The organism is Pedococcus sp. P2_E5 (assembly GCF_056403895.1).
Genome location: NZ_JBFUEP010000031.1, coordinates 21,101 through 36,708 on the forward strand (window position 1 = coordinate 21,101; position 15,608 = coordinate 36,708).

Annotated in this window: 14 protein-coding genes; 10 read left to right on the forward strand and 4 right to left on the reverse strand. The window is 73.3% G+C overall.

Features of this window, described 5'->3' with window-relative positions; all coding sequences use genetic code 11:
* Nucleotides 1-59: 59 nt before the first annotated feature.
* The 3 genes from AC1DVZ_RS12125 to AC1DVZ_RS12135 are packed head-to-tail and all read left to right on the forward strand — an operon-like array spanning nucleotide 60 to nucleotide 3,869.
* Nucleotides 60-1,988, forward strand: coding sequence for a glycosyltransferase family 4 protein (locus tag AC1DVZ_RS12125; protein ID WP_477618450.1), 1,929 nt, complete (start codon nucleotides 60-62; stop codon nucleotides 1,986-1,988).
* Between the two features lie 43 nt (nucleotides 1,989-2,031).
* A complete protein-coding gene (locus AC1DVZ_RS12130) occupies nucleotides 2,032-3,069 on the forward strand; it encodes a lysylphosphatidylglycerol synthase transmembrane domain-containing protein (protein WP_477618451.1) in 1,038 nt (345 codons plus the stop codon).
* Nucleotides 3,066-3,869 (forward strand): class I SAM-dependent methyltransferase, encoded by an 804-nt coding sequence (locus tag AC1DVZ_RS12135; RefSeq protein ID WP_477618452.1) that lies wholly within the window; start codon nucleotides 3,066-3,068, stop codon nucleotides 3,867-3,869. The genes AC1DVZ_RS12130 and AC1DVZ_RS12135 overlap by 4 nt, the downstream gene beginning before the upstream one ends.
* Nucleotides 3,870-3,895: 26 nt before the next feature.
* Here the strand turns inward: AC1DVZ_RS12135 and AC1DVZ_RS12140 are convergent, their stop codons facing one another.
* Complete coding sequence (locus AC1DVZ_RS12140; protein ID WP_477618453.1) at nucleotides 3,896-4,597, reverse strand: DUF3105 domain-containing protein; 702 nt, start codon at nucleotides 4,595-4,597, stop codon at nucleotides 3,896-3,898.
* An 89-nt stretch (nucleotides 4,598-4,686) separates the two neighbouring features.
* On the opposite strand from AC1DVZ_RS12140, the gene AC1DVZ_RS12145 reads away from it, so the two are divergent.
* Entirely contained in the window at nucleotides 4,687-5,619 is a 933-nt protein-coding gene (locus AC1DVZ_RS12145; protein ID WP_477618454.1) for a DNA-3-methyladenine glycosylase family protein, read from the forward strand.
* Between the two features lie 28 nt (nucleotides 5,620-5,647).
* Here AC1DVZ_RS12145 and AC1DVZ_RS12150 read toward each other — a convergent pair whose 3' ends face one another.
* Together AC1DVZ_RS12150 and cofD are read right to left on the reverse strand one after the other, a co-directional pair.
* Complete coding sequence (locus AC1DVZ_RS12150) at nucleotides 5,648-6,688, reverse strand: coenzyme F420-0:L-glutamate ligase (RefSeq protein WP_477618455.1); 1,041 nt, start codon at nucleotides 6,686-6,688, stop codon at nucleotides 5,648-5,650.
* A 2-nt stretch (nucleotides 6,689-6,690) separates the two neighbouring features.
* Nucleotides 6,691-7,665 carry a 2-phospho-L-lactate transferase gene (cofD, locus tag AC1DVZ_RS12155; RefSeq protein WP_477618456.1) on the reverse strand — a complete coding sequence of 325 codons (975 nt, stop codon included), beginning with the start codon at nucleotides 7,663-7,665 and terminating at the stop codon, nucleotides 6,691-6,693.
* 320 nt (nucleotides 7,666-7,985) lie between these two features.
* Here cofD and AC1DVZ_RS12160 point away from each other — a divergent pair, with 320 nt between their 5' ends.
* From AC1DVZ_RS12160 to AC1DVZ_RS12170, 3 genes are all read left to right on the forward strand, one after another.
* Nucleotides 7,986-8,201 (forward strand): WhiB family transcriptional regulator, encoded by a 216-nt coding sequence (locus tag AC1DVZ_RS12160; protein WP_153269213.1) that lies wholly within the window; start codon nucleotides 7,986-7,988, stop codon nucleotides 8,199-8,201.
* Between the two features lie 93 nt (nucleotides 8,202-8,294).
* Nucleotides 8,295-11,471: a glycosyltransferase gene (locus AC1DVZ_RS12165; protein ID WP_477618457.1), complete on the forward strand. Its 3,177-nt coding sequence runs from the start codon at nucleotides 8,295-8,297 to the stop codon at nucleotides 11,469-11,471.
* Complete coding sequence (locus AC1DVZ_RS12170; RefSeq protein ID WP_477618458.1) at nucleotides 11,468-12,958, forward strand: DUF5719 family protein; 1,491 nt, start codon at nucleotides 11,468-11,470, stop codon at nucleotides 12,956-12,958. Before AC1DVZ_RS12165 ends, AC1DVZ_RS12170 begins: the two co-directional genes overlap by 4 nt.
* 70 nt (nucleotides 12,959-13,028) lie before the next feature.
* On the opposite strand, the gene AC1DVZ_RS12175 is transcribed toward AC1DVZ_RS12170, so the two are convergent.
* Nucleotides 13,029-13,475 (reverse strand): metallopeptidase family protein, encoded by a 447-nt coding sequence (locus AC1DVZ_RS12175; protein ID WP_477618459.1) that lies wholly within the window; start codon nucleotides 13,473-13,475, stop codon nucleotides 13,029-13,031.
* A gap of 60 nt (nucleotides 13,476-13,535) precedes the next feature.
* Between AC1DVZ_RS12175 and AC1DVZ_RS12180 the strand changes: the two genes are divergently transcribed.
* From AC1DVZ_RS12180 to AC1DVZ_RS12190, 3 genes are read left to right on the forward strand one after another with little or no spacing between them, the layout of a single operon-like run.
* Nucleotides 13,536-13,937 carry a DUF3499 domain-containing protein gene (locus tag AC1DVZ_RS12180; RefSeq protein WP_477618460.1) on the forward strand — a complete coding sequence of 134 codons (402 nt, stop codon included), beginning with the start codon at nucleotides 13,536-13,538 and terminating at the stop codon, nucleotides 13,935-13,937.
* A 19-nt stretch (nucleotides 13,938-13,956) separates the two neighbouring features.
* Nucleotides 13,957-15,399 (forward strand): phosphomannomutase/phosphoglucomutase, encoded by a 1,443-nt coding sequence (locus AC1DVZ_RS12185; protein ID WP_477618461.1) that lies wholly within the window; start codon nucleotides 13,957-13,959, stop codon nucleotides 15,397-15,399.
* A complete protein-coding gene (locus tag AC1DVZ_RS12190) occupies nucleotides 15,399-15,605 on the forward strand; it encodes a Trm112 family protein (RefSeq protein WP_477618462.1) in 207 nt (68 codons plus the stop codon). Before AC1DVZ_RS12185 ends, AC1DVZ_RS12190 begins: the two co-directional genes overlap by 1 nt.
* The last annotated feature ends 3 nt before the right edge of the window (nucleotides 15,606-15,608 follow it).

The following is a 15,608-nucleotide window of genomic DNA, read 5'->3' on the forward strand; positions in this document are numbered from 1 at the left end:
ACGGTCCGGTATGCCGCGTGGCCGGTGCAGCTGCCGGGGCGCCTTCTGGGGCGTGTCCGGTGACCCCCAGTGCCGCGCTCAGGGTCGCGGTCGTCGGGCCCACCCACCCCTACAAGGGCGGGGTCGCGTCCCACACGACGAGCCTGGCGCACGAGCTGGCAGAGGCCGGTCACGACGTCACGCTGGTGTCCTGGTCGCACCTCTACCCTTCCAAGCTCTATCCCGGTGAGCAGGCCGTCCCGGGCGGCGCCCCGGACGTCGAGCCCTTTCCCCGCACGGTCCGCGCGCTGAGCTGGGCCCGGCCGGACACGTGGGTGCGCACCGGTCGCCGGCTGCGCGCCTTCGACGTCGTGGTCGTCGTGCACGTCATCCCGGCCGTCGTCCCCGCCCACCTGGCACTGCTCCGAGCGGCGGGCGTCGGTCGGCGCAACGCCCAGCGGGGCGTGGCGCACGCGGGCCCCCGCACGGTCGTGATCGCCCACAACGTCCTGCCGCACGAGACGCACCTGGGCGACCGCGAGCTGATGCAACGCTTCTTCGAACGCGTGGACTCGGTTCTCGTGCACAGCGACTCGCAGGCCCGGATCGCGTACGAGCTCGGCGCCCCCCGGGTCTCGGTCACCGACCTTCCCCCTCACCTGCCCGGCGGCGCACCGGTGGAGCGCGTGGCCCACGACGGCCCGCCGCGCCTGTTGGCACTGGGGATCGTGCGGGACTACAAGGGTGTCGACCTGCTCATGGAGGCGCTCGCGGAGGTGCCCGGCCCGACCCTGACCGTGGCCGGCGAGATGTGGGGAGCCAGCGGCGAGCGCGTCAAGGAGCTGGCCCAGGACCCACGGCTGCGCGACCGGGTCGAGGTCCACGGCGGCTATGTGCCGGCCGACCGGTTGGCGCCGCTGCTCGCGAGCCACGACGTCCTGGCCCTGACCTACCGCAGCGCCACGGCCTCGCAGAACGCCCTGCTCGGCCAGCACCACGGACTGCCGGTCCTGGCGTCCGACGTCGGCACGTTCGGCGGCCAGGTGCGAGACGGTGTCGACGGGCTGCTCGTGCCGCCCGGGGACAAGCAGGCGCTCGTCGAGGCCCTGCAGCGCCTGGCGGAGCCCGGCTGCACGGACCGGTTGCGCGCCCAGGTCCGTCCCCCCGACCTCTCCGGACCGTGGGCGCGGTACGTCGGGACGATCGAGGCCCTCGCCGCCGTCGAGCCCGCCGCCGAGGCTGACGAGCCGGACGGCGACCCCGGGGCCGAGCCAGCGGCCACCGGGGCGGCTGCTGTCGTCGGCCACCTGAGGCACCGGGCGTCGAGCGCGGCACGGACCGTGATCGCCGCCTCGCGGCCCGAGGTGGAGCTCAGCCGCGGTGACCTGCCTGAATGGATCCACGCGTCCGACATCCTCGCCGACGGCCACGACGCCGACGAGGCGAAAGCCTTCGCCCGCAGCCTGGGACTGCCTCGGTGCAGCGACGCGATCGCGGCCTGGGCAGCCCTCGGCGCGCTCGCCGCCATCGTCCGGGTCCGCGACGACGGCCGCCGCAGCGCCGTCATCGTCGACGAGTCGGGCAGCCGCTCCCCGCTGTCCAAGTGGGCCCGCGCCATCGGGTTCGTGCCGGTCGAGCTCGAGCTCACCGGCCGTCGGTCGTCGGTCGAGGTCCTCGACGTCGACACCGCGTCGCTCGACGTCATCGTGCGGCTGCACCCGGGCGGCTGCGACGCCGACGACATCGACGAGGCGATGAGCCAGGCGTCCTGGGCGCTGAAGTCCGGTGGGCTGCTCTGCGTGACCCTGCCCATCGGCCACTCCGGAGCCGAGGGTGCACTCGGCCCCGCCGACGTCCGCGCGGTCCTGGCCCGCTCGCACGACTTCGGCTTCGTCCTGGTCGGCGACCTCGACGGCGACATCGCGGGGCGGATACGGATGGCCTCGGACACCTCCACCCGCACCGACGCGGCATACGGGCTGCTCCGTCTGACTTTGCGGCGACGCTGACATGCTGACCCTGCGGAGAGGCTGAGATGACGGAGAGCCCACGATGACCCGATCCCGCGTCTTCACCCTGCTGCGAATCCTGTTGGCACTGCTCGTGGTTGCGGCGGTGTCCATCGCCGTGGCGCGCAACTGGCGTGACGTGTCGGCCGACATCGACCGGATCGACGCCGGGTCGTTCGCGCTTGCGGCCGTGCTGGTCTGCCTGCCACCGCTGTTCACGGTGCTCGGGTGGCGCATCCTGATGGCCGACCTCGGGTCGCGGCTGCACGTCGCGCCTGCCGGTGGAGTCTTCTTCGTCGGCCAGCTCGGCAAGTACGTGCCCGGCGCCGTGTGGAGCATCGTCGCGCAGGCCGAGATCGGGGCGAGGCTGCACATCCCCCGCCGCCGCTCGGCCGTGGTGGCGTTCGTGACGGTCGCGATCGCCGCGATCTGCGGGCTGATCGTCGGGGTCCCGGCACTGCCCCTGCTCATCACCCGCGACGACTCGTCGGCGGCGGCGGGCTGGATGGTGCTGCTCGCCATGCCGCTCCTGGCCGTGGTGCTCTGGCCGCGGCTGCTCAACTGGGCCATCGCGACCGTCCTGAGGGTCCTGCGTCGCGAGCCCCTGGAGCGAGAGCTCTCGGGCCGTGCCGTGCTGTCCGCGACGCTGCTGTTCATCGGCGCGTGGTTGTGTTCCGGTCTGCACGTCCTCGTCCTGGCCCGGGCCACGAGCACGGACTACGACAGCGGCGAGCTGCTCCTCGCGACCCTGTCCGGCTTCGCGCTCGCGTCGTCGCTGGCGATGTTCAGCGTGGTCCTGCCCGCGGGAGTGGGCGTCCGCGAGGGGGTGCTGGTGCTCATCCTCGGGCCGGTCACCTCGACGTCCGCGGCGACGGCGGTGGTCGTGATCTCGCGGTTCCTCACCGTGGCGGCCGACGTCCTCTTCGCGCTCCTCGGCTGGGCCTACGCGCGGTCGCACCACCTGCTCACCTCGCCGCAGGAACGCGAGCACGACCACATCGTCGTCGACCCCGTCGGTGACGCAGCCGGCGAGGGTGCGCCAGGGGAGCAGACGCCCGACCCGAGGCAGGCCCGACCATGAGTGGCGAGCCCGTCGGACGCGAGGAGCAGCTCGCCTACTCCGAGCTCATGGACGCGATGCTCGACGAGCGCAAGCGGCGGCAGAAGGCCCTGAAGATCCTGGCCGTCGTCCGGCACGCCCTGGGCCGCGAGGACCTGGCCGGTCTGCGCGCCCTCGACGTCGGCTGCTCGGCCGGCTTCATCGCCGACGAGCTCGCCCTGGCGGGCGCGCACACGACCGGCGTCGACATCGACGAGCCCGGACTCGTGGCCGCTCGGGAGCGCTTCGGCGAGCGGGTCGAGTTCAGCCTCGCCCGCGGTGAGGCCCTGCCCTTCGAGGACGGCTCGATGGACGTGGTGGTGTTCAACCACATCTACGAGCACGTGGTCGACCCCGAAGCCGTCGTCGCCGACATCCACCGGGTGCTCAGCCCCACCGGCGTCCTCTACCTCGGCGTCGGACACCGCCACCAGGTGGTGGAGCCGCACTACCGGCTGCCGTTCCTGTCCTGGCTGCCCCAGCGAGCGGCCGACCGCTACATGCGGCTCACCGGACGAGGCGAGCACTACTACGAGCACTACTACTCCCGAGCCGGGCTGCGCAGGCTGTTCGGCGCCTTCGACGTCTGGGACTACACCCTGCCGGTGCTCGCGGACAGCAAGGCGTTCGCCGGCACCGACCAGATCCCGCAGTGGGTGTCGCGCGTGCCCGCCCCCGTGCTGGAGAGGGCCGCGCCGATGGCCCCGACGTACATCTGGGCTGCCTTCAAGGACGCCTCCCCCTCCGGCCCCGCGCTGCGTGTCAGCCCCGTCCACCTCTGAGCCCGAGACACAGGTATGCCGCCCCGTCAGGCTGCGCCGGGCTCCTGGGTGTCGGTCTTGGGGTACTTCTTGACGAAGTCGACGATGACCTGACCGGAGACGTCGCCGCACAGCTGGCGGTGACCGGCGTCCTTGGCCCAGTGGGCGAGGGCGTACGGCTTGTCGGCCGGGAAGGCCCCGCGGCTGGCATCCCACTCGACGACCTTGAACTTGCCACTGGCCTCGGGGAGCTTGTTGGCCTGGTCCGCGATGTCCTTGAGGAGCGTGGTGTCCTTCACCTTGGCGGCGTCGTACCAGAGGATCGTGTAGCCGTGCTCGAGGTTGTGGACGAGGGTCTCGAGGACGGGGCGGTCGGTCGCGGTGTAGAAGTCGCGGCCGCTGACGTCGGGGCTGACGAAGTGGGGGCCGTTGCTCGGGGGGACGGTGGAGTACGTCACCGAGGTCTGGTCGGGCTTCTGGGTGCCGGGCCCGACGTGCTCGCCCGACCCGGTCGCGGCGTCGGTCGTGACCGGTGCGCACTTGGCAGCTGCCACGGAGACACCCAGGTTGGGCAGCTGCTTGGCCTTGGCGTCGTTGATCGCGTAGAGGACGACCCCCGTGAGACCCGCGAGCAGCACCAGGCAGCCGACGACGATGCCGGCGACGACCTTGCGTTCCTTCGCCTTCTGCTGGTTCTGGATCTCGGCCAGTCGGGCCTTGCGGTCCTGGCTCACGCGCTTGTTTGCCACGGGTTCCTCGGGTGGTTCGGGGTCGGGACGCGCAGAGTCTACGTGGCCCGCCTGCGGACTGTGTCACCCCTACGCGCAACACTGGCGGCATGTCCCCGACGGCCGAGACGACCCGTGTCTGGCAGCCCGGACGCCCGACGTCGGTCGGCCTGATCGTCTCGGCATTCCGTCGTGGGGGCGCGGATCCGACGTTCCAGTCCGACCGCGGGGACGGCTGGTGGCTCGGCCTCCCCACGCCGTCGGGGCCGGCGACGCTGCGGCTGGTGCAGCGCAGCGAGGTCGCTGAGGTGGTCGCGACCGCATGGGGCGATGGCGCGCAGTGGGCCCTCGACCAGGTGCCTGCCCTCCTCGGTGAGGGTGACGACGACAGCGACTTCGTGGCGCACCACCCTCAGGTGGCCAGTGCGTGGAAGAGGTATGCCGCCTGGCACGTGCCGCGGTCAGGGCTCGTGATGCACGCGTTGGTGCCGGCGGCGATCGAGCAGAAGGTCACCGGGCAGGAGGCGTTCGGTGGCTACCGCAGGCTCGTCCACCGGTTCGGCTCCCGCGCTCCGGGGCCGGGGGAGCAGCGGCGGCTCTGGGTGGCGCCGACGGCCCAGGAGTGGGCAGGCATCCCCTCGTGGGAGTGGCTGGCCGCCTCCGTGGACGGCGCCCGGTCCGGGACGGTCATGCGGGCGGCCCGGGTGGCCGGTCGGTTGGAGGAGGGTGCTTCACTGCCGCTCGTCGAGGCCCGCCGACGGCTGCGCTCGGTGCCCGGGGTGGGGGTGTGGACGGCCGCCGAGGTGGCCCAGCGCGCCCTCGGCGATCCCGACGCCGTGAGCTTCGGCGACTACCACGTGGCCAAGGACCTCACGTGGGCGCTGCTGGGCGAGGTGCGGGACGACGACGTGCTGGCCGAGCTGCTCGAGCCCTACCGTGGCCACCGCTACCGGGTGCAGCACCTCCTCGAGCTGTCCGGAGCCGGCCGGCCACGACGCGGTCCGCGAATGGCGCCGCGCACCCACCTGCCCACCCGCCGCTGAGCCCAGCCGGCACCAGGTCGTAGTGCGGTCAGCGGGGGTGCCCCTCGTGCACCTCGAGCCGCACGTCCAGCCCGCTCACCTCGTCGGGCACCTCGATGGCCAGCCCCTCGCCCCAGAGGGCGACCTGCAGGCGGCTCACCGCCACCCCGAGCTGGTATGCCGTGGGCGCACTCACGTGGACCACCTCACCACCGACGTCCACGCCGGCCTCGGGGGCTCCGCGCAGTGCGACGGCCACCGCCCGGCGCAGTCGGGACGCCACGTCCTCGGGGCCGGTCGCCGCGATGCCGTCCTCGATCGCCTCGGGGCTGCCAGGGGCCGTACCCAGGGCAGCCCGGATGGACTCGGCGCGTCCGAGGTCGAACCAGTCCTCGCGGCCGACCCGGACCAGCGCCCGCGCTCCTGCCCCAGGTCCGTCGATGGCCAGGTCGGTGCCGCGCACGACGGCGGCGGGGATCGCGTCCGCCTTGCCCTTCACGAGGTCGGCCGCGGCGGCCAGCTCGTCGCCGACCGCCCTGGCCGTGACCGCGAGCGGTTTGCCGTCGGCGTCCACCGCCCCCCTCAGGTCGTCGACGACCGCCACTCCGGCGGCCCCGAGGGCGAAGTCCGTCTGCCCGAAGCGCCAGGGCCGTCCGGCCGTGTCACTCAGGACCACACCCAGGCGCCGCAGCCCGGTCGCCGCGAGCAGGGCCACCCGCAGGTGCTCGGCCTCCGCGTCGGGGTCGGCCGGGAGGAGCAGCACGTCGTCGCGACTCCCCGTGTTGGAGGTGTCCACTCCCGCCGCGGCCATGATCGGACCCGCCGTCGACTGCACGATGCGGGTGATCCGGTCGTCGGACCTGCGCTCGGCGACCACCCTGACCGTCTGGCTCACCACGGCGGCACTCCTGTCAGCCGAATCCGCCCACAGGCCAAGGGACTTGGAGACGATCTTGCTCGAGACGACCAGGACGTCGCCGTCCACCAGCGAGACGTCCACCGAGGCCGCCGCGTCGAGCAGGAGGGTGACCAGGACGTCGCCCGCCGCCACCTCCGGCATCCCCGTCAGGGGGAAGAGCGAGACCGACACGGTCAGGCGTCCTTGAGCTCGAGCGCGAGCTCCAGTGCGGCGCCGGCGATGTCGGCCGCCGCATCGGCGTCGGACATGAGCAGCGGCCGACTGCGCACCGTGGCTCGGGGCAGTCGCACGGACGCCTCGTCCTCGGCTGACACCAGCCACCCGTCGAGGAAGTCCTCGTACAGCCCGGCCACGGCCGCGGCCGTGCACTCCACCCCGATGGCCCGGAGGCACGCGTCCGCGTGGCCGCGAACCGGCATACCTCCGATGAGCGGTGAGACGCCGACGACGGGAGCTGCGCTGCCCCGCAACGCATCTCGCACACCGGGCACGCCGAGGATGATGCCGATCGAGACCACGGGGTTGCTGGGAGGGAGGAGCACCACGTCCGCGGTCCGGATGGCGTCGAGGACCCCCGGCGCCGCAGTCGCACGGTCCATGCCCACCGCCTGGAACCGCTGGGCCGGGATCGAGGCCTGGTGGCGAACCCACCACTCCTGGAAGTGGATCGCGCGCTGACCCTCCTCGTCCTCGACGACGACGTGCGTCTCCACGGGCGAGTCGCTCATGGGCAGCAGGGTGATCCGCTGGTCGGGCAGGCCCCAGCGCGCCGCCAGCCGCGCGGTCACCTCGGTGAGCGACACCCCCTGGCCGAGCCACTGGGAACGGATGATGTGGGTCCCGAAGTCGAGGTCGCCGAGGGCGAACCACTGCGGCACGGCACCGTAGGCCGCGAGCTCACCCTGGACCCGGTGGCTCTCGTCGGCCCGGCCCCAGCCCTGGCCCTCGTGGATGCCGCCGCCGAGGGTGTAGAGCAGCGTGTCGAGGTCGGGACAGACCCGCAGCCCGAACAGGCTGATGTCGTCACCGGTGTTGCCGATGATGGTCAGCTCCGTGCCCGAGAGGTCGGGGGAGCGGTCCAGGTGGGCGCGGAGGCCGCGCAGGAAGCGGGCACCTCCGACGCCGCCGGCCAGTGCCGTGATCCTCATGCTCCGCAGTCTTGCAGCCCGTCCGACGGCCCGGCACCGGGGGCGCCGTCGGGGTGCGGTCGGGGCGCGGTCGAGGCGCAGTCAGGGGCGCTGGCGGGACACCGAGCCTTCTAGCGCACCTCTAGCGTCCTGTGAAGCGGCGTTATCAAGGTTCATCCGATCGGGCAAATATCAGACTTCCGCTTGACGAACCACGTATGACACGCGTGTAATTCCATTGTTGTGACCAAGCAAGGTCACACGCAGCGGCGAACCGGGTCGAGGAGGAAGCCGTGCAGGAACTTCAGTTGGTCACCTTCGAAGGTGGCGAAGAGGTGGAGATGTCGTGGCAGGAGCGCTCGCTCTGTGCCCAGACCGATCCCGAGGCGTTCTTCCCTGAGAAGGGCGGGTCGACGCGTGAGGCCAAGAAGGTCTGCGTCGGCTGCGAGGTGCGGGCCGAGTGCCTGGAGTACGCCCTCGCCCACGACGAGCGGTTCGGCATCTGGGGTGGGCTGTCCGAGCGCGAGCGCCGCAAGCTCAAGAAGCGTGCGGTCTAGTCGCCCGCGTGGCGACTCCGTGACCAGCACATGACGCTTGCCCCGCCCCATGACCTGACAGACCCCGCAGGATCGCCTGCGTCGGTCGCGGCAGTGACGGCGGTTCTCGTCCTCCGTGGGCCGACCTCGGCGCTCCGGGAGACCCTCGACTCCCTCGCGCGCCAGACGCGCAGCCCCGAACGCCTGGTGGTCGTGGACCCCGGCAGGGACGAGCGCGACGGCAACGCCGTCGAGACGGTGCGGGCCCACCGAGGTGTGGCCGAAGCCATCGACTCGATCACCTTCGTCACCGTCCCCGGCGCAGCCTCCCTCGCGTATGCCGTGCGGTCGGCCCTCGCACAGACCGACCAGGCCGACCAGGCCGACCATGCCGACCAGGCCGAGCAGGCCGCGACGGCAGAGCGCGCCCCCGCGCCCGGAGTCAGCCACGTCTGGGTGCTCACCTCCGACAGCGCCGCCGCCCCCATGACGCTGGCGCGCCTGCTCGACGCCGTGCGACGCAGCCCGTCGGTCGGTGCCGCCGGCCCCAAGCTGCTCGACTGGACGCGTCCGGGCGCGCTGCGATCGGTCGGCGTGCAGCTGACCCGCAGTGGCCGGGTGATCCCCTCGCCGGCCCCGGGTGAGCCTGACCAGGGTCAGTACGACCGCCGCACCGACGTCCTGGCCGTCCCGGCGACCGGCATGCTCGTCGAGCGCGGGATGCTCGACGAGCTCGGTGGTCCAGAACGCGCCTTCGGGGACTTCGGCGCCGACGTGGACTTCTCCTGGCGTGCCCAGCAGTCCGGCCGCCGCGTCGTCGTCGTGCCCCGCGCGACCCTGCGCACCGGTGCCGGGGCGGAGCCGGACGACGCCGTCCTCGGCGACTCTGCCCCGCGGATGCGACGCCAGGCCAGGCGCGTGGCCCTCGCCAGGTGTGCCTGGTGGGCGCTGCCGCTGCTCGCGGCCTGGATCGTCCTGTCGAGCACCGTTGCCGCCCTCGCGCTGCTGCTGGCCAAGCGACCCCGCGCCGCGTGGGCGGAGTTCTCCGACATCGGTGCGGTGCTGACTCCCGGGCGAGTGCTCGGGGCGCGGTGGCGCTCGCGCGGCACCCGACGCGTCCGCCGGCGCGACCTGCAGGGCCTGTTCGTCCCGTCGCGCACCGTGCTGCGGCACACCACCGACCTCATCCACGACGAGGTCGCGCTCGAGCCCGGGCAGGTCGACACCGCCCGCGCGGACGCCCTCGAGTCCGGCCCGGTCGCGGACGAAGCACAGGACCTCAACACCCTGGGTGCGACGTGGGCGTCCCACGCCGCGCGGAACCCCGGCCTGTTGGCAACCCTGGTCATGACCGTCGTCGCAGCCCTGGCCAGCCGTCGCCTCGGGGGCAGCTTCGTCGACCGGCTGGACAACGGCCTGACCGGCGGCGAGACCCTCGGGGTCAGGGCCGGCGCGGACACCCTGTGGCACGCCTGGTTCGACGGCTGGCACGGCGCGGGGCTCGGCGGGGTCGGCGAGCARGGACCGCACCTCGTCATCCTGTCGGGTCTGTCGTGGCTGGTGGCCCACCTCCCTCTCCTGGCTCCACCGGCCTCGCCGGTCGGCGCCGTGACCACCCTGCTGGTCACCTTCGCCCTGCCGATGGCGACCCTCACGGCATACCTCGGCGCCCGGGTCGTCACGCACTCGCGGTGGCCGCGCGCCGTCGCCGCCCTGGCCTGGTCGACCACGGCCGTCCTGGCCACGGCCGTGGGCTCTGGTCGGTTGGGCGGCATCGTCGCCGCGATCCTGCTCCCGCTGGTGGCGGCGGGGGTCGCGCTGGCCGGTCGCCGGAGCGGGAGCGCGACGGTCACCGCCGCCACCGTCCTCGCCGCCACCGCCCTCGGAGCCTTCGCCCCGGCCCTGCTCGCCCTCGTGCTGGTTGCCGCCCTGGCCGTCACGGTCGTCGGTCGCGGCTGGGCGCGGGTGCGCGGCCTGGCCATCGTGGTCGGCCCGGCCCTGCTGCTGGGGTCCTGGGTGCCCGCGCTCGTCGAGCGCCCTGCACTCCTGTTCACCGGCCCTGGTCTGTCGGTCTGGGGGACGACCCAGGCGCAGCCCTGGCAGATCGCGCTCCTCCACCCCGGCGGCCCCGGGTCCTACCCCGTGCTGCTGTCGGCGCCGTTGGTCCTCGCCGGACTCCTCGGCCTGCTGCGAGCGGGCCGGCGCGGTCGCGCCGCGAGCGTCCTCGGGGTCGTGGCCCTGCTGGGCCTCGCCTATGCCGTCGCGGCACCCCGGATCCAGCTCGGCGTCGTGCCGCAGGGACTGCCCGAGGCCGGAGCGCCGGTGACCGCGTGGTCGGGTGTCGGACTGCTCGTCCTGGCCCTCGCACTGGTGGCCGCAGCCCTGCTGGGCGCCGACGGCCTCGCCGTGAGCCGGGCGCGCGGCGGGTGGCAGGCGCTGGCTCGCTGGCCCGTGGCCGTCGCGCTGATCGGTGCCGTGCTGCTCAGCTCCGGATGGCTCACCGTCCGGACCGTCGGCGACGAGCTGCAGGCCTGGCGGGACCCGCGCCCGGCCGTTGCCATCGACCAGGCCGAGAGTGGCCTCGGCAACCGCATGCTGCTGCTGCGGCCAGAGGGCGACGCCCTGACCTACGAGCTGCTCGGCCGCGAGGTYGGGGATGTCGCCCGCACCCTGCCCCCACTGACCAGCGACCGACCCACGGCGGCGGCGCTCGCCGCCTCGGTGAGTGCGCTGTTCGAGCAGGGGGCCGCGCCCGGCGCGCTCACCCCCGCAGCCGACCTGGCGGACCAGGCCGTGGGGTTCATCGGCCTGAGCGCCGAACCCACCGACCCGCGGATCCGCTCCCTCGACGCCACGGCCGGGCTCAGTCGGCTCGGCGAGCACGATGGCGTGATGTTCTGGCGGGTCCTGCCCGGAGGAGGGGGCGCGAGCGACGACGCAGTCGCACCCTCCCGCGCCCGGTTGGTGACCCGCACGTCCGAACAGGCCATCCCCGTCTCGGGTCCTCACTCGCAGCTTGAAGTCAAGTCCGTTGTCCCGCAAGGCGCTTCGCTCGTGTTGTCCGAGCCTGGCGCATGGGTCCGGCACGCGCGGGTCACCGTCGACGGCCAGGTGCTCGCACCCAACGGCGACGCCGCGGCATACGCCCTGCCGGCCGGGCCGGCCACGATCTCGGTGGACGTTCTCCCGACCAACGCCATCTGGCGGTACGCCCAGGGCTTCCTGCTGCTGGTGGTCGTCTTCCTCGCCGTGCCGTTCGGCAACCGCTCCTCGAGGCGGAGGCGCCCGTGAACCTCTCCGTGAGCGGCCTCGTCCGCACCTCGCTCGTGGCTGCCGCAGGCGCCGGCATCGTCGCCGGGGCCATGCACAGCCAGGGAGCCTTCGCGGTCGCGTCGACCGGTGTCGTGGACACGGCCACCACCTCGGCCTCGAACCCGGTGCGCAGCTCCTCGCTGTTGTGCCCGGGTCCAGAGCTCAAGGGCGTCAAGGGCGTCGACGACCTCGACGTCGGGGTGCGGGTTGCCGCGGCGGCGGCCCCGGTCCGGGCCCTGACAGGCGCCACGCCGGCCACCGCCCCCGGTCGGCTCGGCCTCAGCCGGATGCCGCGCGGACAGCTCGGCACGGCCGCGACCGTCCGCGGTGCCACCGTGGTCGGCGACCAGGCCGGGGCCGAAGGTGTGCTGGTCTCGGGCACCGAGTCCATGGCCGCCGGTGTCGCCGCGGCTCAGAGCTGGCTGGTGCCCTCGGGCGACCAGCGGTCGCTGGGCGGGGCGGCGTGCGCGCCGCCGGGTGCCGAGTTCTGGATCATGGCCGGCGGGGGAGCCCCCGGTCGCCAGGAGCGACTCCTCCTCACCAACCCCGGCGGCAACGCCGTCAGCGTCGACGTCACCCTGTACGGCGCCAAGGGGGCGGTCTCGTCCCCGAACGGCAAGGGCATCGTCGTGCCGGCGCACGGACGCACGGCCTTCCTCCTGGACTCGATCAACAGCGAGCTGGCCAACCCCGTCGTGCACGTCGTCGCCGACGGTGGTGTGGTCGGTGCGGTCGTCAACGACCTGTGGCTCGACGGCACCCGCGCGGGTGGGTCCGACGACTCGGTGCCCACTGCCGCACCGTCGCGTGACCAGGTGATCCCGGCGGTCGCCGTGGATGGCCAGTCCGTGTTGCGCGTGGCGGTACCCGGTGGCGACGAGGCCGTGGTCCAGGCGCGGGTGCTGACCGCCCAGGGGCCACGCGCGCTGCCCGCCGGTGGAGTGATCCGGATCGACGGGGGCGCCGTGCGCGACATCGACATCTCGGCGCTCCCGGCCGGCGCCGTGGGCCTCCAGGTGCGAGCGGACGTTCCCGTCGTGGCGGCAGCCGTGGTGACCCGGGCTGCCCCGGGCAAGCCGGGAGACTTCGCGTGGACGTCCTCCACGCCTGCCATCACCGGCGTCGCGGGTATGCCGCTCGCCGACCCCGCGGGCACGACCACCCCCATCACGCGGCTGCTGTCGCTGACGTCATCCGGCGACACCGCCGGCGTTGAGGTCGTCACGGTCGACGCGTCCGGCGTGGAGACCTCCCGGCGTCCCGAGATCGGGGTCGACGCGGCCGTGACCGTCGACCTCACCGGCGCGACCTCGGTGTGGGTGCACCGCGTGTCCGGCAAGGGCCAGGTGCGGGCCGGGGTCGTGGCGTGGGTGGCCGACGCCCAGGGCACCTTGATCACGACGACCCCCCTGCACGACGCGGCGGTGCGCACCACGACCGTGGGCCTGCGCGAGGTCACCCGCTAGCTCTCGACGCAGGGTCGGGAGCTCGGCGCAGGGTCAGGAGCTCGACGCCGCCTCAGGACCTCGACAGGGGTCAGGAGCGGTCGTCGTAGCGGGGGTCGAGGTCTCCCGGCGGCAGGTTGAACAAGGCCGCCACCTGCTCCACCACCACGTCCTGGACGATGGCCGTGAGCTCGCGCTGGTTGTCGGCACGGGCCTCGATCGGCCTGCGGTAGATGACGATCCGCGCGGGGGTCCTGCCGTGAGAGGGAAAGGCCCGCGCGAGCGGCGCCCCCTCACGCTCCCACGGGGCGGGGTCGGTCGGCGGGACGTCCTCGACGGCGAACTCGACGTCCTGGAAGCGGGTGCCCAGCCGCGTCTCCAGGCGGGCGGCACTGTCGAGGACGAGGTCGTCGAACTGCTGCCGGCGGGTGGCCATCGCGGGGACGGCGGGCCACGCCAGGGGACCCCGGACGCCTCGGCCTCGACGGTCCCGTCGCGCCGGCCGGGAGCCCCCTGCCTGCGGGCCGGTCGAAGTCACCAGACCAGCCTACGGCGTGCCGAACCGGGGGCTTCGCCTTGCTGGCATAGAGTCCGCGACGTGAGTCTGTCCAGGAGGTGCTCCCGCACCGCGTGCTCGAAGCCCGCCATCGCGACGCTCACCTACGTCTACGGCGACCAGACCGCGGTGGTCGGACCACTGGCGACGTATGCCGAACCGCACACCTACGACCTGTGCGCGATCCACGCCGAGGGCCTGACCGCCCCCCGGGGCTGGGAGATCGTGCGGCTGTCGGGCGAGTACGTCGAGCCCGAGCCGTCGCACGACGACCTGCTGGCCCTGGCCAACGCCGTGCGCGAGGCAGGCCGGCCCCGGCTGGGTGAGGCCCCCAGGCCGATGCAGGGCTCCGCGCAGACGCGGCGCCAGCCGGCCGACGAGGACGCCTCCGGCGCGATCGAGACGGGTCGCCGCGGGCACCTGCGCGTCCTGCGCGACAACTGACACCGCTAGGGTTTCGGGCGTGCCCAAGCCTGTCCTCTCCGACTTCGTCAAGGCCTATGACGTCCGTGGCCTCGTCCCCGAACAGCTCAACGTCGACGTGGCCTGGGCCCTCGGCGCGGCCTTCGCCCTGACCGTGGTCGGGCCGGAGGGGGCGCCAGGTGTCGTCATCGGACACGACATGCGTCCCTCGTCACCCGAGCTGTCCCGCGCCTTCGCCGCCGGGGTCACCGCCCACGGCCTCGACGCCACCCTGATCGGGCTGTGCAGCACCGACGGCCTCTACTACGCCAGTGGCGCCCTCGACCTCCCGGGCGCCATGTTCACCGCGTCGCACAACCCGGCCCAGTACAACGGCATCAAGCTGTGTCGCTCGGGAGCGCGCCCCGTGGGTCAGGACTCGGGTCTCGCCGACGTCAGCGCCCTGGCCCAGCAGCTGCTCGACGCGGGCGTCAGCGCCGGGCCCCCGGGCACGACCCCGGGACACGTCGCCGAGCGTGAGCTGCTGGGTGACTACGCGGCCTTCCTGCGCGGCCTGGTCGACCTCTCCGGTGGTCGTCCCCTGCGTGTCGTCGTCGATGCCGGCAACGGCATGGGCGGCCACACGGTGCCTGCCGTCCTCGGCACCGAGACCGGGCTGCCCGAGCTGCCGCTCGAGGTCGTCCCCCTCTACTTCGAGCTGGACGGCACCTTCCCCAACCACGAGGCCAACCCGCTCGAACCCGAGAACCTGCGTGACCTCCAGGCCGCCGTGCTCGAGCACGGGGCCGACCTCGGCCTGGCGTTCGACGGCGACGCCGACCGCTGCTTCGTCATCGACGAGCGAGGCGAACCCGTGAGCCCCAGCGCGGTCACCGCCCTGGTGGCCACGCGTGAGGTGGCCAAGCAGGTCGCCGCGGGCGCCGCCGCGGCCGACGTCGCCGTCGTCTACAACGTCATCTCCTCGGCCGCGGTCCCCGAGATCATCGCCGAGCAGGGCGCTCGCGGGGTGCGCACCCGCGTCGGCCACTCCTTCATCAAGGCCGAGATGGCCCGCGAGGACGCGGTCTTCGGCGGCGAGCACAGCGCGCACTACTACTTCCGCGACTTCTGGTTCGCCGACACGGGCATGCTCGCGGCGATGCACGTCCTCGCCGCCCTCGGTGAGCAGGGTGAGCCACTGAGCCGGCTCACCGCGGCCTACAGCCGGTATGCCGCGTCCGGCGAGATCAACTCGACGGTCACCGACGCGGTGGCCGCGACCGCGACCGTGCGTGAGTGGGCTGCCGAGCGTGGCGCCGAGTTCGACGAGCTCGACGGGCTGACGGCGACCCACGCGGGAACCGGCGGTGCCCCGATGTGGTGGCTGAACCTGCGCGCGTCCAACACCGAACCCCTGCTTCGGCTCAATGTCGAGGCGGCTGACCAAGACACGATGACCCAGGTGCGGGACGATGTTCTCGCGCTGGTGAGAGGAGAACGCTGATGTCGCAAGGACAGGGGCAGGACGTCCGGATCGAGCCGTGGCTGCGGGAGATCCTGAGGTGCCCGGCGTGCCGTTCAGAGCTCACCGACGCCACCGTCGAGGGCAAGCCCGAGCTGCACTGCACCAGCACGGCCTGCGCCCTGCAGTACCGCATCGACGACGGTGTGCCGGTCCTGCTGGTCGACGAAGCCCGCAAGCCGGTCTGACGG